This window comes from Kitasatospora sp. NPDC002965, from assembly GCF_040611255.1.
Taxonomy (GTDB): Bacteria; Actinomycetota; Actinomycetes; order Streptomycetales; family Streptomycetaceae; genus Kitasatospora.
Genome location: NZ_JBEXNT010000123.1, coordinates 1 through 21,610, shown reverse-complemented (window position 1 = coordinate 21,610; position 21,610 = coordinate 1). Strand labels below are relative to the sequence as shown.

At 74.2% G+C, this 21,610-nt stretch carries 15 protein-coding genes; 5 read left to right on the top strand and 10 right to left on the bottom strand.

All coding sequences use genetic code 11. The features are described from left to right. Positions 1 to 18 precede the first annotated feature (18 nt). The 3 genes from ABZY91_RS33185 to ABZY91_RS33175 are packed head-to-tail and all read right to left on the bottom strand — an operon-like array spanning position 19 to position 3,105. Positions 19 to 948, bottom strand: a complete 930-nt coding sequence (locus ABZY91_RS33185) for an ABC transporter ATP-binding protein (protein ID WP_355406818.1) — start codon at positions 946 to 948, stop codon at positions 19 to 21. Between the two features lie 40 nt (positions 949 to 988). Continuing rightward, positions 989 to 2,050: an iron chelate uptake ABC transporter family permease subunit gene (locus ABZY91_RS33180; protein WP_355406816.1), complete on the bottom strand. Its 1,062-nt coding sequence runs from the start codon at positions 2,048 to 2,050 to the stop codon at positions 989 to 991. Further along, positions 2,047 to 3,105 (bottom strand): iron ABC transporter permease, encoded by a 1,059-nt coding sequence (locus ABZY91_RS33175; RefSeq protein ID WP_355406832.1) that lies wholly within the window; start codon positions 3,103 to 3,105, stop codon positions 2,047 to 2,049. Before ABZY91_RS33175 ends, ABZY91_RS33180 begins: the two co-directional genes overlap by 4 nt. 485 nt (positions 3,106 to 3,590) lie before the next feature. Between ABZY91_RS33175 and ABZY91_RS33170 the strand changes: the two genes are divergently transcribed. From ABZY91_RS33170 to ABZY91_RS33155, 4 genes are all read left to right on the top strand, one after another. Further along, positions 3,591 to 5,954, top strand: coding sequence for a lamin tail domain-containing protein (locus tag ABZY91_RS33170; protein ID WP_355406814.1), 2,364 nt, complete (start codon positions 3,591 to 3,593; stop codon positions 5,952 to 5,954). A gap of 262 nt (positions 5,955 to 6,216) precedes the next feature. Beyond that, positions 6,217 to 8,265 (top strand): TerD family protein, encoded by a 2,049-nt coding sequence (locus ABZY91_RS33165; RefSeq protein ID WP_355406812.1) that lies wholly within the window; start codon positions 6,217 to 6,219, stop codon positions 8,263 to 8,265. Between the two features lie 497 nt (positions 8,266 to 8,762). After that, entirely contained in the window at positions 8,763 to 11,135 is a 2,373-nt protein-coding gene (locus ABZY91_RS33160; RefSeq protein ID WP_355406810.1) for a heavy metal translocating P-type ATPase, read from the top strand. Next, positions 11,132 to 11,677 carry a copper chaperone PCu(A)C gene (locus ABZY91_RS33155; protein ID WP_355406808.1) on the top strand — a complete coding sequence of 182 codons (546 nt, stop codon included), beginning with the start codon at positions 11,132 to 11,134 and terminating at the stop codon, positions 11,675 to 11,677. The genes ABZY91_RS33160 and ABZY91_RS33155 overlap by 4 nt, the downstream gene beginning before the upstream one ends. A gap of 274 nt (positions 11,678 to 11,951) precedes the next feature. Here ABZY91_RS33155 and ABZY91_RS33150 read toward each other — a convergent pair whose 3' ends face one another. Both ABZY91_RS33150 and ABZY91_RS33145 read right to left on the bottom strand, forming a co-directional pair. After that, a complete protein-coding gene (locus ABZY91_RS33150; protein ID WP_355406806.1) occupies positions 11,952 to 13,004 on the bottom strand; it encodes a hypothetical protein in 1,053 nt (350 codons plus the stop codon). A gap of 328 nt (positions 13,005 to 13,332) precedes the next feature. Further along, positions 13,333 to 14,253: a universal stress protein gene (locus ABZY91_RS33145; protein WP_355406804.1), complete on the bottom strand. Its 921-nt coding sequence runs from the start codon at positions 14,251 to 14,253 to the stop codon at positions 13,333 to 13,335. Positions 14,254 to 14,885: 632 nt separating this feature from the next. Here ABZY91_RS33145 and ABZY91_RS33140 point away from each other — a divergent pair. Then, on the top strand, positions 14,886 to 16,574 hold the full coding sequence (locus ABZY91_RS33140; protein ID WP_355406830.1) for a GAF domain-containing sensor histidine kinase: 1,689 nt from the start codon (positions 14,886 to 14,888) through the stop codon (positions 16,572 to 16,574). Positions 16,575 to 16,661: 87 nt separating this feature from the next. Here the strand turns inward: ABZY91_RS33140 and ABZY91_RS33135 are convergent, their stop codons facing one another. From ABZY91_RS33135 to ctaD, 5 genes are all read right to left on the bottom strand, one after another. Next, positions 16,662 to 17,090 (bottom strand): pyridoxamine 5'-phosphate oxidase family protein, encoded by a 429-nt coding sequence (locus tag ABZY91_RS33135; protein WP_355406802.1) that lies wholly within the window; start codon positions 17,088 to 17,090, stop codon positions 16,662 to 16,664. A 233-nt stretch (positions 17,091 to 17,323) separates the two neighbouring features. Next, on the bottom strand, positions 17,324 to 18,055 hold the full coding sequence (locus tag ABZY91_RS33130; protein WP_329882416.1) for a response regulator transcription factor: 732 nt from the start codon (positions 18,053 to 18,055) through the stop codon (positions 17,324 to 17,326). A gap of 165 nt (positions 18,056 to 18,220) precedes the next feature. Beyond that, the gene (locus ABZY91_RS33125; protein ID WP_355406800.1) at positions 18,221 to 18,658 is read right to left on the bottom strand and encodes a nuclear transport factor 2 family protein; all 438 of its coding nucleotides are present in this window, start codon (positions 18,656 to 18,658) and stop codon (positions 18,221 to 18,223) included. A 181-nt stretch (positions 18,659 to 18,839) separates the two neighbouring features. Beyond that, positions 18,840 to 19,388 (bottom strand): hypothetical protein, encoded by a 549-nt coding sequence (locus ABZY91_RS33120; RefSeq protein ID WP_355406798.1) that lies wholly within the window; start codon positions 19,386 to 19,388, stop codon positions 18,840 to 18,842. Between the two features lie 199 nt (positions 19,389 to 19,587). Continuing rightward, on the bottom strand, positions 19,588 to 21,312 hold the full coding sequence (ctaD, locus tag ABZY91_RS33115) for a cytochrome c oxidase subunit I (RefSeq protein ID WP_355406828.1): 1,725 nt from the start codon (positions 21,310 to 21,312) through the stop codon (positions 19,588 to 19,590). Positions 21,313 to 21,610 lie beyond the last annotated feature (298 nt).

Here is a 21,610-nt window from a genome sequence, read left to right as displayed (position 1 = left end):
TGATGAGGTGAGCCTAGCCTAAGTTGAAGCCCCGGCTTCCCGCCCGCCCCGTCCCCGGACATGGGTCCGGCCTATCGGCACGACGAGCGGCCGGTCGCCCACCGGGTCGTCGATCACCTCGGCCCGCAGGCCGAACGCCTCCTGCAGCAGCTCCGGGGTCACCACGTCGCGCGGGTGACCCTGCGCCAGGACCGAACCCGCCTTCATCACGATCAGGTTGTCGCTGTACCGGGCGGCCAGGTTGAGGTCGTGCAGCACCATGACCACGGTGCACCCCGACTCGTGCAGGTCGTCCACCAGGTCGAGCACGTCGACCGCGTGCGCGAGGTCCAGGTAGGTGGTGGGCTCGTCGAGCAGCAGCAGATCGGTGCCCTGGGCCAGCGTCATCGAGATCCAGACCCGCTGCCGCTGACCCCCCGACAGCGCGTCGACGGGGCGGTCGGCCAGGTCGGACACCCCGGTCATGGCCAGCGCGCGCTCCACCACCGAGGCGTCGTCGGAGGACCACTGCCGCAGCCAGCTCTGGTGCGGGTGCCGGCCCCTGGCGACGAGGTCCGCCACGGTCAGGCCCTCCGGCGCGACGGGCGACTGCGGCAGCAGGCCGAGCTTCTTCGCCACGTCCCTGGTCCTGAGCCTGACGATGTCCTCACCGTCCAGCACCACCGACCCCCGGGTCGGCCTGAGCAGCCGTGACAGGGTCCGCAGCAGGGTGGACTTCCCGCACCCGTTGGGGCCGATGATCGTGGTCACCACCCCCGGCGGGATCGTGACGTCCAGGGCGTCGATGACGGTCCGGTCGCCGTACCCGACCGTGACGCCCCTGGCCGCCAGCCGCGGGACGCCGTCCGACCCGGCGGCGGAACCGCTCCCGGACCTGATCCCGGATTTGGTCCCGGACCTGATCCCGGACTCGGTCCCGGGCTCGGTCCCGGTGTGCTCAGCGACCATGGGGCCCCCTCTATTTAGGCTTGCCTAACCTTTCTATCACCTAGCGGCGGTTCGCCCGCACCAGGAGGTGGACGAGGAAGGGACCACCGATGGCGGCGGTGACCACGCCGACCGGCAGGGTGATCGGCAGCGCCGTCCGGGCGACCAGGTCCGAGCCGATCAGCAGCAGCGCTCCGACCGTGCCGGAGGCCACCACCGGCGGTGTCGGGCACCTCGTCAGACGCATCGCCACCTGCGGCGCCACCAGGGCGACGAACGGCACCGGCCCCGCCGCGCTCACCGCGAAGCCGGCCAGGAGCACCGCGCAGAGCAGCAGCACCGCCCGCACCAGCGCGTACCGCACCCCCAGGCCGGCCGCCACGTCGTCACCGAAGTGCAGCGGCTTGAACTGGAAGGCGACGCCGGTCACGACGGCCAGGACGGCCAGCGTGCCCCAGAGCGCCACCCACACCTCGTCCCAGGAACGGTTGTCCAGCGAGCCGACCAGCCACGCCTGGGCCCGGGCCACGTCCCTGATGTCGGCGGTGGCCAGCAGCCAGGTCGTGACCGCCTCCATCACGGCGCTCACCGAGATGCCGATGAGGATGAGCCGGAAACCGTCGACCCCCCGTCGCCACGCCAGGAAGTACACCAGCAGGCCGGCGCCGAGACCGCCCACCAGCGCCGCCCCGGAGAGGCCGACGGCGCTGACGACCGCGGCGGCCGACCCGCCCGACACCGTCACCAGGAACACCGTGACGGCGCTCGCCCCTCCGGTGATCCCCAGGATGTCCGGACTCGCCAGCGGGTTGCGGGCGATGGACTGCGTGAGCGCCCCGGACACCCCCAGCGCGAACCCCACGACGAGACCGGCCAGGGCCCGCGGCATGCGCAGGTCCATGATCACGAACTCGTCGACCCGCTCGCCGCCGCCGAAGAGCGTGGCCACCACCTGCGGCAGCCCGATGGGGAAGTCGCCCACCGCGATGGACAGGCAGAAACCCAGGAAGGTCGCCGCCGCCAGCAGCAGCGTGACCAGCACGATCCTGGGCCGCCACACGAAGGACAGGCCGCCGAACCGCACGCCCGGCGCCGCCACCCGCTTCTCCAAGGTCACGTTCATGCGCTCTTGAACTTCCCTCGCCAGACCAGACCCGCGAAGAACGGGGCACCGAGGAGGGCGACGAGGACGCCGGCCTCCAGCTCGCCCGGCCGGACCACCACGCGCCCCACGATGTCGCAGACGAGCAGGACCACCGCGCCGAGCAGGCCCGCGTACGGCACCAGCCAGCGGTAGTCCGGACCCGCCAGGTACCGGGCCACGTGCGCCACCATGAGCCCGAGGAACGCGACAGGACCGCACGCCGCCGTCGCCGCGCCCGCCATGAGCGTGATCGCGAGGATGCCGACGGTCCGGATCAGCGCGATGTTCACCCCCAGGCCCCGCGCCACGTCGTCCCCCAGGTTGAGCAGGTTGACCGAGGGCAGGGTGACCAGGGCCAGCACCAGCCCGACCACGACGAAGGCGGTCACCGGCCAGATCACCCGGAACGGCACACCGGCCACCGAGCCGGCGTTCCAGAACCGCAGGGCGTTCAGCGCCGCCTTGTCCGACAGGGCGATCGCCGTCGTCATCGCCGCGAGGAACACCGCGACCCCCTGGCCCGCCAGAGCCAGGGTCAGCGGATTGCCGGCGCCCCGCCCGATGCTCGACAGCCCGAACACGACGACACCCGCGAGCGCGGCCCCCAGGAAGGCGAACCACACGTACTGGAACGGGTCGGTGAACCCCAACAGGGAGATCGCCGCCACCACGGCGAACGAGGCACCGGTGTTCACCCCCAGCAGGCCGGTGTCCGCGATGGGGTTGCGGGTGAACCCCTGGATCAGTGCCCCGCCGACGCCCAGCGCGACGCCCGCCACGATCGCGAGCACCGTCCGGGGCACCCGCACGGTCTGCACGATGAGCCTGATCTCCGTACTCCTCTGGTCGGGGTCCGGCCCCGCGAACAGCCCGTGCCACACCTCGGCGGGAGTCAACGCCCGCGCACCGACGGCGACCGAGAGCACCGCAACGGCGACGAGGACCGCTCCCACCACGCCCAGACCGAGGATTCGCCGCCGCCGAAGCCCTGCCACCTTGGAAAGTGCGGGGCGTTCCGCTGAAATCGCGCCCATGGCGAGGTAGGTCATCCCGGCACCGTCGCCGGGCCGCCCGGCGACCTCGTGCTCGCCGTCGGGCGGGCCGCCGGAGCGACGGCGTGTGCCAGGGGGCACGGACGTTCCTTTCTCTCACGTACTGCGTGCACGTCGGCCGACCCGCCTGCGGGTCGGCCGGGACGGCCGCCTGCCGGGCGTCCTGTCGAGGCCGGAGGCGCGAGGGAGTCCAGGCGCACCGACGACCGACGACCGACGGAACTTAGGTAACGCTCACCTTATCCAGTGGTGCTGCCGACCGAACAAGAGGGGGCGAAGCCCTCCTTCCCCGCCCAATTCCGCCCGGTGGGGGTACCGCCCGACCGGAACTGTTCTCCCCTCGTACGTCCGGCCGTTCACCACAGCGCGCGGTACGGCACGGGTGACGCTGCTAAGGCTTGTCCGACAGACACGCCCCTGAACGCACAGCGCCGACCATCACCCGCTCGCTCGTCAGGAGGACGCCCGTGAGGCGAACCGATCGAGTCCGGCTCCGCACACCGGCGGTGGCATCCGCCGCCGCCGTCGTGGGAGCGCTCCTCGCGCTGCCGGCCGGCACCGCGCAGGCGGTGTCCGCGGACATCGTGATCAGCCAGGTGTACGGCGGTGGCGGCAACTCCGGCGCCCAGTACGCCAACGACTACGTCGAGCTCTACAACCGGGGCACCGTGCCGGTCCCGGTCACCGGCTGGACCGTCCAGTACGCCTCGGCGGGCGGCTCCTCCTGGGCGAGGACCACGCTGTCGGGCACCGTCGCCCCCGGCAGGTACTACCTCGTCCAGCAGGCGGCGGGGGCCGGCTCCGGAGCCGCCCTGCCGACGCCGGACGCGACCGGCACGCTCGCCCTGAGCGCCACCACCGGCAAGGTCGCGCTGGTCACCAACGGCACCGCGCTCACCTGCACCACGGGCTGCGCCACCCAGCCGGGCGTGAAGGACTTCGTCGGCTACGGGTCGACGGCCAGTTCCGCCGAGGGCTCACCGACCGGCAACCTCGCCAACACCACGGCCGCGCTGCGGGCCGGCGGCGGGGCCACCGACACCGACAGCAACGCGGCCGACTTCGCCGTCACCGCGCCCGCCCCCCGCAACTCCTCCTCCGGCGGCGGCACCGGCGGCACCCGGATACGTGACGTCCAGGGCGCCGCCCGCACCTCGCCGAAGGCCGGACAGACCGTCACGGCCGTCCCCGGCGTCGTCACCGCCACCGGCCCGAGCGGCTTCTGGTTCCAGGACCCGCAGCCCGACGCCGACCCGGCCACCGGCGAGGCCGTCTACGTCTACACGGCCGGCGCACCGGGCGTCGCCGTCGGCGACTCGGTGACGGTCGGCGGCACGGTGAGCGAGTTCCGTCCGGGCGGCACCGGCGGCACCACCAACCTCACCGTCACCGAACTGACCGCACCGAGCGTCACCGTCCTCACCCACAACGCGCCGCTTCCCGCGCCCACCCTGGTCGGGGCCGGCGGCCGGGTGCCGCCGGCCGCCGTGATCTCCGGCGTGACCAGCGGCAACGTCGAGACCGCGGCCGGCTTCCAGCCGTCCACCGACGGCCTCGACTTCTGGGAGTCCCTGGAGGGCATGCGGGTCAGGATCGACGACGCGGCCGTGGTCGGCCCGACCAGCTCGTTCGGCGAGATCCCGGTCGTCCCGCAGGGATCCACCACCCGCACCACCCGCGGCGGCATCCTCCTCCGGGCCGGCGACGGCAACCCCGAACGGATCGTCCTCGACGACGTGCTCGCCCCCGTACCGACCGCCAAGGTCGGCGACACCCTCACCGGCGCCACCGTCGGCGTCGTCGACTACTCCTTCGGCAACTTCAAGCTGCTCCCCACCACGACCCCGACGGTCACCTCCGGCGGACTCGCCGCGGAGACCACGGCCGCGCCGGCCACCGGCGAACTGGCCACGGCGACGTTCAACGTCGAGAACCTCTCCCCGAACGAGCCCCAGAGCAAGTTCGACGGCCTGGCCGCCGCCGTGGTCACCAACCTCCGCGCGCCCGACCTGGTCGCGCTGGAGGAGATCCAGGACAACAACGGCGCCACCGACAACGGCACCGTCGCCGCCGACCAGACCCTCGCCCGGCTGACCGCCGCCATCACCGCGGCCGGCGGCCCGTCCTACTCCTACCGGCAGATCAACCCGGTGGACGGCCAGGACGGCGGCCAGCCCGGCGGCAACATCCGCCAGGTCTTCCTCTACCGCACGGACCGGGGTCTGACCTTCACCGACCGCCCGGGCGCCGGCTCCAGCACCGCCAACTCGGTCGTCAACAGCGGCGGCACCCCGGCACTCGCCTACTCCCCCGGCCGGATCGACCCGGGCAACTCCGCGTTCGGCGCCAGCCGCAAGCCGCTGGCCGGCGAGTTCCGCTGGAACGGCCGCCCGGTCTTCGTGATCGCCAACCACTTCAACTCCAAGGGCGGCGACCAGCCCCTCTTCGGCCGCTACCAGCAGCCGGCCCGCCCCTCCGAGACCCAGCGGCACGCCCAGGCCGGCGTGGTGAAGACCTTCACCGACCAGCTCCTCGCCGTCGACCCGAACGCCTCGGTGATCGTCCTCGGCGACATCAACGACTTCGAGTTCTCCCAGACCGCCGACCTCCTCACCGCGGGCGGCTCCCTAGTCGACCTCCCCCGCACCCTCCCCCTCGCCGAGCGCTACACCTACGTCTACGAGGGCAACTCCCAGGTGCTCGACCACATCCTGATCTCCCCCGCCCTCGCGGCCAGGCCCTACAGCTACGACATCGTCCACCTCAACAGCGAGTTCCCCACCCAGCTCAGCGACCACGACCCCCAGGTCGTCCGCATCCCCCTCCCCTGACACCCCGAACCCCGCTGCCCCGGCCCCGCCCCCGGCGCCGGGGCAGCGCCGTGCGGAGACGGGCTTCGTTCCCAGCCGCATTCGCGAACATGACACACCGATAGCATGCATACAATCTGCTCGGAACCTGGTCACAGCGCCTTCTCAAGCGGCTAGGCTCCCTGCTGGCCGGGACGGGCACACGCCGACGGCACCACCACATCACGGCTGCGCCGGCGCCACCGGCACAGCCCTGTTCCTCTGGGGGACATTCGTGCAGGAAATGGTCAAGGGAGCCAATGTCGGACTCGCGGCGCTGAGCGAGGCCACCGACTCCGTCACCGTGAGCCTCGGGTGGAGCAGCCCCGACGGCGACGGGGACGCCGACGTCTCGGTCCTCCTCCTGACCGCCGACGGCAAGGTCCGCAGCAACGCCGACTTCTTCTTCTACAACAACCCCACCGCCGAGGACGGCAGCGTCCAACTGCTCGGGCAGACCCCGACCGAGGCCGGAACCGAGGACCGCATCCAGCTGGACCTCACCGCCGTGCCCACCGACATCGACCGCCTGGTGATCGCAGCCAGCCGCCACCAGCGGGCTCCCTTCGGCAAGTTGGACAATCTCCGAGTCGAACTCACCGACCTGGGCGGCGAGCGGCTGCTCGGCTTCTCCATCACCGACGCGGACTCCGAGAGCGCCTTCGTGTTCGGCGAGATCTACCGCCGGAACCAGGAGTGGAAGTTCCGCGCCATCGGCCAGGGCTACGACACCGGACTGGCGGGGCTCGCCACCGACTTCGCCATCGAGATCGAGGACGACGAGAACGACTCGGACAACGAGCTCGACGCGCGCGACGAGAACGACCGCGCCGACGGCGCCCTCACCACGGACGCCCTGCCCGGGGCCCAGGAATCGGCTGCCAAGACAACGGCGCCCGCCACCGCGAACCCGCCCACCACCACGGCACCGCCCGCCGTCCCGGCTCCGACCACCGATTCGACTCCCGAGCCGGCAGCCCCCAAGCGGCTACGCACGGCCAAGAAGAAGGTCACCCTCCCCAAGGCCCCCAAGCCGTCGCTCGCCGAGAACGACGCCTGGCGCACGGCGCGGCTCTTCCCCGCCAGCAGCCTCAAGAGCGACCGTGAGCGGGAGGTCCGTGCCACCTCGGTCCTGCTGTCCGTGATGGCCCAGGTGCCGGAGTTCGGACGCCGCCTCACCGCCGCGTTCGGCGCACCGGCCGGCCGTACCGAGACGTTCACCGAGGTGTCGCTGCCGCACGGCGACTCGCCCAAGCGGCCCGACGGCGTCATACGCGTCGAGCGGGCCGGGCGGCTGTGGACGGCCCTCGTCGAGAGCAAGACCAACGGCAACCCGCTGAAGGCCGATCAGGTCCAGGACTACATGGACATCGCCGCACGACGCGGCTACGAGGCGGTCATCACCCTCTCCAACGACGTGGCACTCGACGGGAGTCCGCTCGTCGCCGTCAAGGTCGACGGACGGCGCAAGCACAAGGTCCTGCTCGGCCACCTCTCCTGGGCCGAGGTCGCCTACCAGGCGAAGACGCTGATCCGGCACGAGGGCGTCAGCAACCCCGCGCACGCGTGGCTGCTCCAGGAACTCCTGCACTACCTCCAGCACGAGAACTCGGGCTGCCACGGCTTCCAGAACATGGGCCCTGCCTGGGTGCCGGTCCGCAAGGGCATCGACGACGAGACGCTGGCCACGGGGGACCAGCGCGCCGTCCAGGTCGTCGAGAGCTGGGAACGACTCGTCCGGCAGGTCTGCTTCCAACTCGGCGGCGAACTCGGCGTCAAGGTGCTGCCCGTCCAGCGGACCCGCCGTGGCGAGGACGCCCGGGCCCGCCGCACCGAGCTCGCCGACCGGCTCTGCACGGACGGTCGACTGAGCGCCGAGATCAGGATCGACGATGCCGCTGGCAGCATCTCCATCACCGCCGACCTCCGGGTCGGGAAGCTCCGCACCTCGACCGAGATCCCGGCCCCCGAGCAGGGCTATCCGCTCAGCTGGGTCAAGCGCCTGGTCCGCCAGCTCGCCGAAGCCCCGGCCGACCTGCACGTGGAGACGCTCACCGACGGCGCTGCCGCCGGTCCCCGGGGCACGTTGGAGAAGCTCCGGCCCGAACCCGGCGACCTGCTGCCGAAGGACACCTCGCGGATCACCGGCTTCCGTCTCTCCCTGTCGAAGAGCATGGGCAGTACCCGCGGCAACGCCGAGACCGGTTTCATCCGCAGCGTCGACGATGCCGTCGAACGGTTCCACTCGACCGTCCTCGTGCACCTCGACCACCGTGCGGCGCGGCGGCCGTAGACGCCGGGGCATCGGGGCCGGGGCCGTCCGCACGGTCGCCCCACCGCAACCGCAGGGCCGACTCGGCGGGTACCCGCCGAGTCGGCCCTGCCGCCTTTGGCGCCGTGACCACCACCGGGTCCGAGCCGAGGACTTCCGGCACCCGGGGCCTGGACGGAGGCGAGGCGGGTGTGGGCGGCCCGCGCTTCCCGGTCGGTGCGAGGCCGGCAGCGCAGAGGTGCCCGTCACCCTCGCCACCCTCTCCGGAGGGATGATCCGGGTCAATCAGGGGTGTACGGGAACTGATCGGGGTGGGGGGACGACTGGTGGGGGGTGAGTGGGATGTCGCCGGGTGCCCGGCCGTTGAGTGTGCTGGTGGGGTTCGCCCTGATGCTGGTGGTGGTGTTCGTAGTGGCCTTCGCGGTAGGGCGCGGAGCCGGGCCCGTGACGCCCGGGCTGACGCCCGGCGGGGGCGGCGGGGGTAAACCCGGGATGGGACATGACATGGGGGCGGGCCGATGAAGGCCGTGGTGGAGAGCCCCGGGAGCGGGGAGACCGGCCCGCCGCCGGTCAGCACCGATCTGGTGGTCGGCGGGATGACCTGCGCGGCCTGTGTCAGCCGGGTGGAGAAGCGGCTCGCCCGGATCGAGGGCGTGACCGCCGGGGTCAATCTGGCCACCGGGCGGGCGCGGGTGCTGCACCCGGCCGGGGTCGGCGTCGAGGAACTGGTGGCGGCGGTCGAACGGGCCGGCTACACCGCCGAGCAGGCCCCGGACGGGCTGTCGGCGGCGGGCCCGGACCAGGACGAGTCCGCGGACCGGTGGCGGCTGCTGGTGACGGCCTTGCTGGCCGTGCCGGTGGTGGTCCTGTCGATGGTTCCGTCGCTGCAGTTCGACGCCTGGCAGTGGGTCTGCTTCGCGCTGTCGGTGCCGGTGGTGAGCTGGGGTTCGGCCGGCTTCCACCGGCGGGCCTGGCAGGGACTGCGGCACGCGGCGGCGACCATGGACACCCTGGTGAGTCTCGGGGTGGTGGCCTCGTTCGGCTGGTCCGCGTACGCGCTGGTGTTCGGCGGGGCGGGCGAGATCGGCATGCGGATGCCGTTCTCGCTGACCGCGGACGGCGGCGGCGCCGCGCACGTCTACCTGGAGGCGGCCGTCGGGGTGCCGCTGTTCGTGCTCGCCGGGCGGCTGCTGGAGGGGCGGGTGCGGCGGCGCACCGGTTCGGCGCTGCGGGCCCTGGCGGAGCTGGGCGCCAAGGAGGTGTGCGTCCGCGACCCGGAGACCGGGGAGGAACAGCTGCTGCCGATCGAACAGCTGCTGCCCGGGCAGGAGTTCGTGGTCCGGCCGGGCGAGCGGGTGGCCACCGACGGTGTGGTGGTGGAGGGCAGCTCGGCCCTGGATCTGAGCCTGCTGACCGGCGAGTCGGTGCCGGTCGAGGTCGGTCCGGGCGACCAGGTGGCGGGCGCCACGGTGAACGTAGGCGGCGCCCTGGTGGTGCGGGCGACGGCGGTCGGTGCGGACACCCAACTCGCCCGGATCACCGCCCTGGTGGCGGACGCCCAGGCCGGGAAGGCCCGGGCGCAGCGGCTGGCGGACACGGTGGCCGGGGTGTTCGTGCCGTGCGTGCTGACGGTCGCGGTCTGCGTGCTGGGCTTCTGGCTGGGTGCCGGGGCCGACCCGCAGGCGGCGGTGACGGCGGCCGTCGCCGTCCTGGTGGTGGCCTGCCCGTGCGCGCTGGGCCTGGCCACGCCGACCGCGCTGCTGGCGGCGACCGGCCGGGGTGCCGAACTGGGCGTGCTGGTGCGCGGCCCGGAGGTGCTGGAGAGCCTGCGGCGGATCGACACCGTGGTGCTGGACAAGACGGGGACACTGACCACCGGCCGGATGGAGCTCGCGGCGGTGGCCGTGGCCCCGGACGCGGGGGTCGACGAGGACCAGGTGCTCCGGCTCGCAGGAGCCGTCGAGCACCGTTCGGAGCACCCGATCGGCCGGGCCGTCGTGGGGGCAGCCCGCGAGCGGTGTGGCTCCGAACCCCTCCCGGCGGTGGCCGAGTTCAGGGCCACTGCCGGGGTGGGGGTGGCCGGCACGGTGGAGGGGCGGCAGGTCAGGGTGGTCCGCCCGGACGACGCGGTCGGACCGCTGCCGGCCGGGCTGGTGACCGCGCTGGAGGAGGCTGCGGCGGCCGGCCGGACGCCGGTGGTCGTGGAGCTCGACGGGCGGGCGGTGGCCGTCCTCGCGGTCGGCGACACCCTGCGTTCGGGCAGCTGGCGCGCGCTGCACCGGCTGCGCCGGATGGGTCTGGAACCGGTCCTGCTGACCGGTGACGGGCCGGGCGCGGCGCACGCGGTGGCAACCGAACTGGGCATCGAGCGGGTGCACTTCTCGGCCTCGCCGGAGCGCAAGGCCGAGGTGGTGGCCGAGTTGAAGGCCGCCGGACGGACGACCGCGGTCGTCGGCGACGGCGTCAACGACGCGGTCGCGCTGGCCTCGGCGGACCTCGGGGTGGCCCTGGCCTCGGGGAGCGACGCGGCGATCGGCGCCGCCGGACTGACCCTGGTGCGCGGGGACATCGAGGCGGTCGTGGACGCCGTCCGGCTGGCCCGGCGCACGCTGGGCACGATCCGGGTCAACCTGCTGTGGGCGTTCGGCTACAACGTGGTGCTGATCCCGCTGGCGGCGATCGGGCTGCTGAACCCGATGCTGGCGGCGGTGGCGATGTCGCTGAGTTCGCTGCTCGTCGTGGGGAACAGCCTGCGGCTGCGGAGCTGGCGGCCCGGCCGGGGCGCCTCGGACGGACGGGGCGGCGGCGCCCCCGGCAGCGGGCGGCGGCCGGACCGGGCGCGACGCTCGGCGCGGGCGGGCGCAGGCACGGGTACGGGGGTAGCGCGGTGAGCGGCGGCGGTGCGGTGGGCAGGGTACGGCCGGGAAGGATCTCCGCGCGGACGGGGCGCGTCCCCGAGCGGCTGAAGGTGGTCGGCCCGCCGGTCGCGGCGGCGGTGGTGGCGCTGGCGCTGCTCTCCGGGTGGACGGCGGTCGGCGGAGCCGGGCGGCCACAGCCGGTGGAGGCCGGTCCGGGCTGGCTGCTGTTGCCGACGACGGGCGGGGCGACGGCCACGGCCGCCTTCTTCACCGTCCGCAACCCCGGCGACATACCGGACGAACTCACCGGTGCCAGCTGGGAGTTCGGCGGAAAGGTGACGCTGAAACGCCATCTGCACCAGGGTGCCTCCGGCCGGTGGGAGCCGGTCACGGCCCTGCCCGTGCCGGAGCGCGGCGAGCTGGTGATGTCGCCGGAGGACGCCGACCTGATGATCACGAACCCGCCGGCGCTCACGGTCGGCCAGTGGGTGGAGTTCACGCTCACCTTCCGCCACAGCCCCGAGCTGCGGCTGAAGGCGGAGGTCGTCAAGCCGGGCGGACGCCGCAGCGGCTGAGGACGGCCGGCGGCGGCGGGCGGCAGGAGTGGGGGGCGACCACCGGCGGCCGACGCCGTCCGGTGGAGAAGCCCGGTCGCGAAGCCCGGTCGCGAAGCCCGGTGGAGAAGCCCGGTGGAGAAGCCCGGTGGTCGGGCCGCCCGCAGCGAGGGGAGGCGGCCCGGCCACCGACCTGAGCGGCCGGGCGGCCCCCGACCCGTCGCTCGGCGGGGTGGGCGGACGGCTCGCCGGGCCGGTCCCTGCGGGCCGCCGCAAGCTCCTCACCGGGGACCGCTCACCCCGTCGTCGGCGGCGCCGCCGGGCCGGGCCGCGCGTCGAGGACGTCCTCCGGCGGCCGGCGCGGTGTGGCGACCCCGGGCGGGCCGTAGCCGATCCGCACCACCAGCTGGACGTGCCCGGGCCCCTCGGCCGGATCGCGCAGCCCCCAGCGGAGGTCGGGCCACTCGACGGGCTGGTGCCAGACCGTCAGCCGCACGCCGTGCACGGTGGCCAGCAGCCAGACCCGTTCCAACGCCTGACCGGCCCGCAGCCAGTCCGCCGGACCGTCCCCCGGCGTGGTGAGCGTGCACAGCTGCGGCAGCGCCTCGAACCGCTCGGACGGCTGCGGCGGTCCGTCGCGGTACGGCGGCCGACCGGCGAAGTCACGCATCGGCACCCGGGCGTCGTGGTCCTGCGGACCCAGCGCGGCGTACGGGATCCCGTCGACGGCCCGGTCCGCGGAGCCCGGCGCGGGTTCCGGCCGGAGCCAGGAGCGGGTCTCGGCACGCCGGGCCGGGTCGTGGGCGATCCGGTCCTCGGCCTCGGCGGTGAGCGCCAGCACCTGCCGCACCCCGGCCTCCTCCAGCACGCCGAGTGCCACACCCTCCTCCCGGGCGGCGGCGATCAGCTCCGCGAGCACCGCCTCGGGCACGTCCCGGTTGGTGAACGGCCGTCGGCTGGAGCGGCGTTCGGTGATCGCCGGGTAGAGATCGCGGCCGAACGGCGGGGCGACGGAAGCGGATCCGGGAGCGGCGCGGAGCGCGAGGTCGAGGACGGCCGACAGACCGGGGTCGACCGGATCCGGGAGCAGCCGGACGGCTGGCTCGCGGCCCAGCCGGACGGCGGCCACCCTCAGGTTGAACAGGGCCGCGCCGACGGCGACGTGCAGTGCGGAGCCGACGGCGTCGGCGAGCGGGACGGCGCGGGCGAGGTCGGCGTGCACCTCGATCCCGCACCCGTCAGGGGTGGGGCGGAACCGCCACGGCTGGCTGTTGTGCAGCGAGGGGGCCGCGCCGCCGGCGACGGCCAGCAGCCGCAGGTCGTCCGGGGTGAGGGTGGACTCGGTCATGGTGATCCTCTCCTTGCCTCGTCGCCACGCCCCGGCGGAGCCACCGCACGGCCGGGACGGCACCGCGCGGGCGGGACGGCCGGGTCGGGGCGGTGGCGGGCGGGACGGCTGCTACTCCGAGCCTGCGCCCGTCCGACGGCCGGACGGCAGGGTCCAACGGCCCGCGTCCGGAGGGCGAAGGGCGGCGCTGCGCCTACGGCCCGGGGCGGGGTGGATCAGCGGGGCCTCGGGGCGGGTCGTCGGGCGGCGGGGCGGCGGACACCCGCCGTGCCTCGACGGCCACCGGCCGCACTGCGCCGCACTGCGCCGCGCCCGCGTCCTCACCGTGTCAGTCGTGCGGGACCACCGCGACCGGCGCGTGGGCGTGGTGCAGCACCGCGTGCGCGACCCGTCCGAGCCGGGGGCCGAAGTCGTGCGGCCGGCGTCGGCGCCCGACCACCACCAGCCCGGCCCCGGCCGATTCCTCCACCAGCGTGCGGGCGGCGCCGAGCCTGGCCTGCTCGACGACCTCCGTGTCGGGGTGCCGGTCCCGGTGCGCCGAGAGAGCGGCGGCCAGCGCCTTCTCCTCCCCCGCCTGGAGCAGCGCCATCTCGGAACCGGACGGCAGGAAGCCGACCACCGCGAACGCCGGTGGGAGTTCCCAGCCGTGGACCGCCCGGAGCCGGGCGCCGCGCAGCGCGGCCTCCTGGAAGGCGAACGCCAGCACGGCGTCGCCGGGCGCACCGGCGTCCACGCCGACGACCACTTCGGGAACGGTCTCGGGGGCCGCCTCGGGCCGTGTCTCCGAAGCGACCTGCGCCCGGTCACGGTGCGGCTCCGCCGGACGGGCCGGACGTCCCGGGCGGACGACCACCACCGGCGCGGCCGACCGGGCGGCGACCGCCATGCTCACCGAGCCGACCAGCAATCCGGCGAAGCCTCCCAGGCCCCGCGAGCCGACGACGAGCAGACCCGCGTCCTCGGCGGCGGCCACCAGCCCGTCGACCGCGGCGTCGAGCACCACGTCGGTGTGGACGGCCACGCCGGGGTGACCCTCGCGGACCTCCTCCGCCGTCCCCGCGAGCATCCGCTGGGCGGCGACCGGCAGGTCGTCAGGGTCGGCGAACGCGGCCCGGCCGTCGGTGAGCCACGGCCAGACGTGCACCAGGCGCAGCGAGGCCCCGCGGCGCCGGGCCTCCTCGGCGGCCCAGTGGGCGGCTGCGGTGCTCTCGGGCGATCCGTCGACTCCGACCAGAACAGGGGGCGTCATGGGAGGTTCCTCTCCGCTCGTTGTCCCGCCGCGGGTGCGCACCGGGTTCGCTGCCGGTCCCGCCGCAGGTCCACTGCGTGCCGCTGGTGCCGTACGGTGGCCGCCCGGTCACCGGGCGGCTTCCGGGCGGTGCGGTCTGACGCACCGTCCGCCGGTTCCCACCCTGGTCGCGCGGCCGGGCGCCGGGCCAGGGGCCGCAGGGCCCGCGCCGCAGGGCCATAGGTCCCTGGGCAGGGCCGGAGACGCGTCCATGACCACCCCGGGGTGCCGCACGGGCCGCCCTGGGCACTAACGTGAATCCGACAATCCGACCGGTCCGACGACCGGGGCGGAACCGGACCGGGCAGGACAGAACGACGAGGAGGACGCCGGTGAACGGCGCGGAAGGTACGCGGACGGGCACCGGCGGACACGACGAAGCGCCCCCTGCGGCCTGCCCCCGGGCCACCGCGGCCCCCGGGAGCCGCGCCGAGCCCGCCACTCCCGCACGTCCCGGCGCCGTCGGCACTCCCGACATCCTCGGCACTCCCGGCACTCCCGTCGATCCCGGCCTCGCCGCCACGGCTGTCACCGCCGCCACCCCGGCCGCCGACCGGCCGCACCCGCGTGGCGCGGGCGCACGGATCCCGCAGCTGCGCCTGGACGAGCTCCTGGAGGAACTCCAGTGGCGGATCGACGCGGCACGCGGCACCCGCGACCGGGTGCACAGCCTGCTGGAGGCGGTGCTCGCCGTCGGCCGCGAGCTGGACCTCTCGCAGGCCCTGCGCCGGATCGTCGAGGCCGCCGCCGACCTGGTCGACGCCCGGTACGCGGCGCTCGGCGTCATCGGCGCGGACGGGCACACGCTGTCCCAGTTCCTGACGGTCGGCCTCACCGAGGAGGAGATCGAGGCGATCGGCCCGCTGCCGGCCGGGCACGGCATCCTGGGCGAGCTGATCCGTGAGCCGCAGCCGCTGCGCTGCCCGGTGCTCTCGGACCACCCGGCCTCGGTCGGCTTCCCGCCCAACCATCCGCCGATGCACACCTTCCTCGGGGTTCCGGTGCGGGTGCGGGGCGAGGTGTTCGGCAACCTGTACCTCACGGACAAGCGCGGCGGCCTGGACTTCGACGCCGACGACGAGGCGGTCATCTCGACGCTCGCCGTCGCCGCCGGGGTGGCCATCGACAACGCCCGGCTGTACGAGGAGGCGCAGCGCCAGCAGCGCTGGCTGCGGGCGAGCGCCGAGATCACCCGGAGTCTCCTCTCCGGCGCCCCCCGGCTGGAGGTGGTCGAGCTGATCGCGCGCCGGGCCCGGGAGATCGCCGGCGCCGAGCTCGCCGACGTCTCGGTGGCGCTCGCCGGACCGGGCGAGCGTGCGGCCGAGCTGACCGTCGAGGTCGCCCTGGGCGGCCGTCCGGAGGCGCGGCTCGGGGTGACCGTGCCGGTGGACGGCACGCTCTCCGGCGCCGCGTACGCGTCCGGATCCCCCGTCACCAGCGACGAGCTGGAGCACGACGGGCGGTACCCGGCCGGACCGGCCGGACGGTTCACCGGGCTCGGACCGGCCGTCGCGGTGCCGCTGGGCACCGGCGAGGGGTTCGGCCGGGGTGTCCTGCTGCTCGCGAGGGAGAGCGGCCGACCACCGTTCACGGCCGAGGAGACCGGCCCGCTCCTGGGCTTCGCCGACCAGGCCGCGCTCGCCCTTGAGCTGGCCGAACGGCGGCGCGACGCCGAGCAGTTGACCCTGCTGGAGGACCGCGACCGGATCGCCCGCGACCTCCATGACCTGGCCATCCAGCGGCTCTTTGCCACCGGCATGACGCTGCAGAGCGCAGGCCGCCTGATCGAGAGCCCGAGCGCGGCCGACCGGGTCAGCCGGGCGGTCGCCGACCTGGACGAGACGATCAAGATCATCCGTTCCACGATCTTCGGTCTGCGCGCCCACAACGAGCCCGACCGGGGCCTGCGCGCCCGGGCCACCCGGGCCGTCGGCGAGGCCCAGGCCACCCTCGGCTTCGCCCCGCGGCTCAGCATGGAGGGCCTGCTCGACACCGACGTGCCGCAGGAACTCGCCGAACACGTCATGGCCGTCCTCGGAGAGGCCCTCAGCAACGCCGCCCGGCACGCCCGGGCCGGCCGGGTCGAGGTCTCCCTGCGCGCCCTCGGCGGCGTGGTCGCGCTCACGGTCACCGACGACGGCGTCGGCGTACCGTCCGGGGGCCGGCGCAGTGGCCTGCGCAACCTCGCCGAACGTGCCGAACGGGTCGGCGGCACCTTCGAGCTGCGCCCGGCGGACGGCGGCGGGACCGTCCTGCGCTGGGAGGCCCCGCTGGGGCTGTAGCCCGCCCCGGGGGGAGCAGGGTCGGCGGGCCTGCGGACCCGCCGTGCTCAGGCACGGCTCAGGCCCGGCCTCAGGGACGGTCCGCGGTCACGACAGGTCGGCGGTCAGGTGCCGGCCGACGACCAGTTCGGCACCGATCCGGATCTCGACCCGGGCCGCACCCGGCCCCCTCGCCGGTCGGCGGACCTCCGCGCGGCCGAGGACGGTGACGCACCAACCGGTGCCGTCGGTGCCGTCCACCTCGTCGGCCTCGAAGGCGATCACCGTGCCGTCCACCGCCCGCGCCAGCTCGGATCCGGCCGCCGCCGACACCAGCACGCCGCCGCCCGCGTCCAACCGGAACCGCACCGGGAGGACCGCCGGCAGCGCACGGACCGTGTAGACGACCCGGCCCACGTCGGTGCCGCCCAGCAGTTCCAGTGCCCGGGCCTCGTCGAGGTCCCGGGAACCGCCCGCCGGCGGCCCTGCGGACGCTTCGACCGGCACCACGGCCGGGGCTTCAGGATCGACGTTCATGCGAGCGATGGTCACTCGCCGGGCAGCGGCGGGGCGAGGGCCGATGGTCCCGTCGAGGGTCCCGTCCACCGCCCCCGGCCGGCGGGGCCGCGCCGAAGGGCGCCCGGACCGGGCGCGGCGAGGGGCCGCCCTGGCCGGGCTTGCCGGACGGAGGGAGGGCCGCACCGCGGCAGCGCCGACACCCCGGCCCCCACCGACGTCCGGGGGCCGGGGGCCGGGGCTCAGGGCGCGGGTCAGCCGCGCAGGCCGCCGCCGAGGATGCGCGGGTGGTAGGTCGGCTGGGCGGCCGCGGCCTGGCGCAGCTCGGTGGCGATCAGGGCGGCCTGGACGCGCCGCTCCACGCCGAGCTTGGCCAGGAGGCGGGAGACGTGGTTCTTCACCGTCTTCTCCGCCAGGTAGAGCCGCTCCCCGATCTGCCGGTTGGTCAGGCCCTCGCCGATCAGCGCCAGCACCTCCTGCTCGCGGACGGTCAGCTCCGGTCCTCCGGTGGACGGCTGGGCCGGCTCGGCCTCGCTGCGGAGGCGGTTCAGCAGGCGGGTCGCCGCGCCGGGGTCGAGCATCGAACGCCCGGAGGCGACGGTCCGGACGGCGGCCACCAGGTCGGTCCCGCTGATCTGCTTCAGCACGTACCCGGCGGCGCCCGCCATCACGGCGTCGAGGAGCGCCTCCTCGTCGTCGAAGGAGGTCAGCATCAGGCACGCCAGGTCGGGCATCCGGGAGCGCAGTTCGCGGCAGACGGCCACACCGTCGCCGTCGCCGAGGCGGACGTCCAGCACGGCGACGTCGGGCCGCAGCGCCGGGACGCGGACGAGGGCCTGCTCGGCGGTGGCCGCCTCGCCGACCACCTCCAGGTCCGGTTCGCAGTCCAGCAGGTCGTGCACGCCGCGGCGCACCACCTCGTGGTCGTCCAGCAGGAACACCCTGACCGGTGCCGGCGTCTCGGTACCGGCCGTCTCGCTCGCCATCTCGCGGCTCCACCCTCTCCACGCCCGGCACACCACACGCCGGGTCCACCGCATCATGCCCCGGCGCCGCGCCCCCGGCCAGGGTCGAACGACCCCATCGGCCCGGGACGGTCCGGCGCCGGGATCGGTGCCGAGGACAGCGCCGGTCCCGGCCCCGGCGGGCCCCTACCCGGCCGCGATCGCGGTGAGCAGCCGCTCGGCGGCGCCGAAGGCTATCGCGCTGTCGAGCGGGTTGGAGTAGGTGCGCGACCAGGTGATCAGTCCGTCCCGGACCCGGGCGAACATCACGATGTCGAAGGCGAACTTCCGTCCGGTGGCCAGGACGTGCCCCTGGAGGCGGTACTCGACGACGACGAGTTCGGGATCGGCGGTCTCGTGGATGCTCACGGGGTCCACGCTCTCGGACTTCTGCATCGTGGCGCCGTGCCGCAGGTGGGCCCGGAAGGCCTCCCGCCCCGGCTTCTGCTCGGGCACGCCCGGCATCAGGTAGGGCAGTTCGAAGACGGCGTCCTCCGTGCACAGGTCCGCCGCCGCCTCGTCGGGACCGTCGGCCATGTAGTCGACGAAGCGCTGGAGGACCTCGCGCGGTGAGGCAGTGGTCATGGGACACCCCTTTCGACGCCACCGGGGCGGTTCCCCCGGTGTCGCGCCCGAAGATACGGGTCGACCTGACTGCTTTTCAAAGTCCCTGCTCAAAGGTCGACTTGGATGCTCCGCACCACCCCTGCCGGACAGGTGAGCAACACGGTCGCCGTCGGCGGGGCGGAGCCCTCACGGCGGTGCCTCAGCGGCGGTGCCGACGGACGTCGCCGAGGCCGATGAGCAGGAAGGCGGCGGAGACGGCGCCGGCGCTTCCGGCCGCGGCGGCCAGGCGCGGAGCCAGGGGGCCGCCACCGGTCAGCAGGACGGAGGCGGCGCCGAGCGAGGCGACCGCCAGTCCCACCAGCAGCCAGCCGAGCAGCGTGCGGGCCGCCGGGCGCGGGGAGCGCGTGGCCCCGGAGTCCGGGTCCGGGTCCGGGTCGAGCAGGGCCCAGCGGAGGCGGTCCTCGCGCCGCTCGGACCGGCTCTGCAGGTGGGCGCGGACCCGCAGGAGGACACCGGCGACCAGGCCGGCCAGCGTGATCCGGGCGGCGGGCTGCCAGTCCGGGACGGCCAGCAACAGGACGCCGCCCAGGGCGAGGCCGGCCCACCAGACCACGCAGGCGGCAGCGGCGGTGCGGGCCGAGCGGGGGCGGTCGTCGCCCGCCTGGAGGTCGGCGATGGCGGGCAGGTACCAGACGCAGCCGGACGCGGTGGTCGCGGCCGTGCCGATGGCGAGAACGGTGTGGGACATGGTGCCGTGCGCTCCTCAGCCGGTGGGGCTCGACGTGGATTCGGGAAGGCGTCGGACGAAGACGGGGAAGACGTGTGGACGGGTCCGGGACGGAGGGCCCGGGGCGACGGGCCAGGGACGACGGGCCCGGGAAGGAGGGCCGCTCCCGCCCGCCCGGGGGCAGCGACGCGGGCGGGAGCGGCGTTCAGGGGGCAGGCCGTCAGCGGCCCGCGCCGGGCCCACCGGAGGACCCGGCACGGGACCCGCCGGGGGACGTCCCGGAGGACGCCCCGGAGGAACCGGCGGCGGAACTCCCGAGCGCGCGGCCGCGTCGCGGCGCGGGGGCGTCGTACGCCGCCGGGGTGACGCCTGCCAGGTGCCTGGCGGGCTCGCCGTTGTGGTCCAGGAAGTCGCGGGCCGCGATCTCCGGGTGGTGCAGGTCGAAGGCCGGGGACTCGGACCGGATCCGGGGCAGGGTGACGAAGTTGTGCCGGGGCGGCGGGCAGGAGGTGGCCCACTCCAGCGAGCGGCCGTAGCCCCACGGGTCGTCGGCGGTCACCCGCTCGCCGTACTTGGCGGTCTTCCAGATGTTGTAGAGGAACGGCAGGATCGACAGGCCCAGCAGGAAGGAGCCGAGGGTGGACACCGTGTTGAGCACGGTGAAGCCGTCGGAGGCCAGGTAGTCGGCGTAGCGGCGCGGCATGCCCTCCGCGCCGAGCCAGTGCTGGACGAGGAAGGTGGAGTGGAACCCGATGGTGAGCGTCCAGAAGCAGATCCGCCCGAGCCGCTCGTCGAGCATCCGCCCGGTCATCTTGGGCCACCAGAAGTGGAAGCCGGCCATCATCGCGTAGACCACGGTGCCGAACAGCGTGTAGTGGAAGTGGGCGACGACGAAGTACGAGTCGGTCACGTGGAAGTCGATCGGCGGCGCGGCCAGCAGCACGCCCGTCAGGCCGCCGAACAGGAAGGTGACCAGGAAGCCGACCGTCCAGAGCATGGGCGTCTCGAAGCTCAGCGAGCCCTTCCACATGGTGCCGACCCAGTTGAAGAACTTGACGCCGGTCGGCACCGCGATCAGGAACGTCATGAACGAGAAGAACGGCAACAGCACTTGGCCGGTGGCGTACATGTGGTGCGCCCACACGGTGACCGAGAGGCCCGCGATGGCCACGGTGGCGGCGATCAGACCCGCGTAGCCGAACATCGGCTTGCGGCTGAACACCGGGATGATCTCCGACACGATGCCGAAGAACGGCAGGGCCAGGATGTACACCTCGGGATGGCCGAAGAACCAGAAGAGGTGCTGCCAGAGCATGGCCCCGCCGCTGGCCGGGTCGAAGACGTGCGAGCCGAACTTGCGGTCGCACTCCAGGGCGAGCAGCGCGGCGGCCAGCACGGGGAAGACCAGCAGCACCAGGACCGAGGTCAGCAGCACGTTCCAGCAGAAGATGGACATCCGGAACATGGTCAGGCCGGGGGCCCGCATGCAGATGATCGTGGTGATGAAGTTGACCGCGCCCAGGATGGAGCCGAAGCCGGAGAGCGTGACGCCCATGATCCACATGTCGGCGCCGACGCCGGGCGAGTGGACCGCGTCGGAGAGCGGCGCGTAGAGGAACCAGCCGAAGTCCGCGGCCCCCTGCGGGGTCGCGAAGCCGGCGGCGGCGATCAGCGAGCCGAACAGGAACAGCCAGAAGGCGAGCATGTTCAGCCGGGGGAAGGCGACGTCGGGTGCGCCGATCTGCAACGGCATGATCCAGTTGGCGAAGCCGGTGAACAGCGGCATCGCGAAGAGCAGCAGCATCACCGAACCGTGCATGGTGAAGGCCTGGTTGAACTGCTCGTTGGAGAGGATCTGCGTCCCCGGCCGGGCGAGTTCGGCGCGCATGACCAGGGCGAGGATGCCGCCGATCAGGAAGAACCCGAACGAGGACACCAGGTACATGGTGCCGATCGTCTTGTGATCGGTGGTCGTCAGCAGCCGGACCAGGGCCGAGCCGGGCCGCGCGGCCCGGACCCCTTCCGGGCGGGCGGCGGACGGCGGCGGCGGCGCGTTGTCGCCCCGTGCCTCGATGGCGCTCAAGGACGCACTCCTTCGAAACTACTGCGGATGGGTGGCGATCCATGATCGGAACGCGACACCCCTGCGCCCTAGTAGTACTTCGTTAGGTCTGGCGTGGTCCGGTGCGCCCTGGTCGGTGTTTGGTGGGTAACTCGCGGTGGCAGGTGGGGCATTCGCCGGT

Coding starts and splice junctions, on each gene's coding strand:
- ABZY91_RS33185 (WP_355406818.1), bottom strand. CDS start 948: ATGGTCGCTGAGCACACCGGGACCGAGCCCGGGACCGAGTCCGGGATC.
- ABZY91_RS33180 (WP_355406816.1), bottom strand. CDS start 2,050: ATGAACGTGACCTTGGAGAAGCGGGTGGCGGCGCCGGGCGTGCGGTTC.
- ABZY91_RS33175 (WP_355406832.1), bottom strand. CDS start 3,105: ATGGGCGCGATTTCAGCGGAACGCCCCGCACTTTCCAAGGTGGCAGGG.
- ABZY91_RS33165 (WP_355406812.1), top strand. CDS start 6,217: ATGGTCAAGGGAGCCAATGTCGGACTCGCGGCGCTGAGCGAGGCCACC.
- ABZY91_RS33160 (WP_355406810.1), top strand. CDS start 8,763: ATGAAGGCCGTGGTGGAGAGCCCCGGGAGCGGGGAGACCGGCCCGCCG.
- ABZY91_RS33150 (WP_355406806.1), bottom strand. CDS start 13,004: ATGACCGAGTCCACCCTCACCCCGGACGACCTGCGGCTGCTGGCCGTC.
- ABZY91_RS33145 (WP_355406804.1), bottom strand. CDS start 14,253: ATGACGCCCCCTGTTCTGGTCGGAGTCGACGGATCGCCCGAGAGCACC.
- ABZY91_RS33135 (WP_355406802.1), bottom strand. CDS start 17,090: ATGAACGTCGATCCTGAAGCCCCGGCCGTGGTGCCGGTCGAAGCGTCC.
- ABZY91_RS33130 (WP_329882416.1), bottom strand. CDS start 18,055: ATGGCGAGCGAGACGGCCGGTACCGAGACGCCGGCACCGGTCAGGGTG.
- ABZY91_RS33125 (WP_355406800.1), bottom strand. CDS start 18,658: ATGACCACTGCCTCACCGCGCGAGGTCCTCCAGCGCTTCGTCGACTAC.
- ABZY91_RS33120 (WP_355406798.1), bottom strand. CDS start 19,388: ATGTCCCACACCGTTCTCGCCATCGGCACGGCCGCGACCACCGCGTCC.
- ctaD (WP_355406828.1), bottom strand. CDS start 21,312: ATGTACCTGGTGTCCTCGTTCGGGTTCTTCCTGATCGGCGGCATCCTC.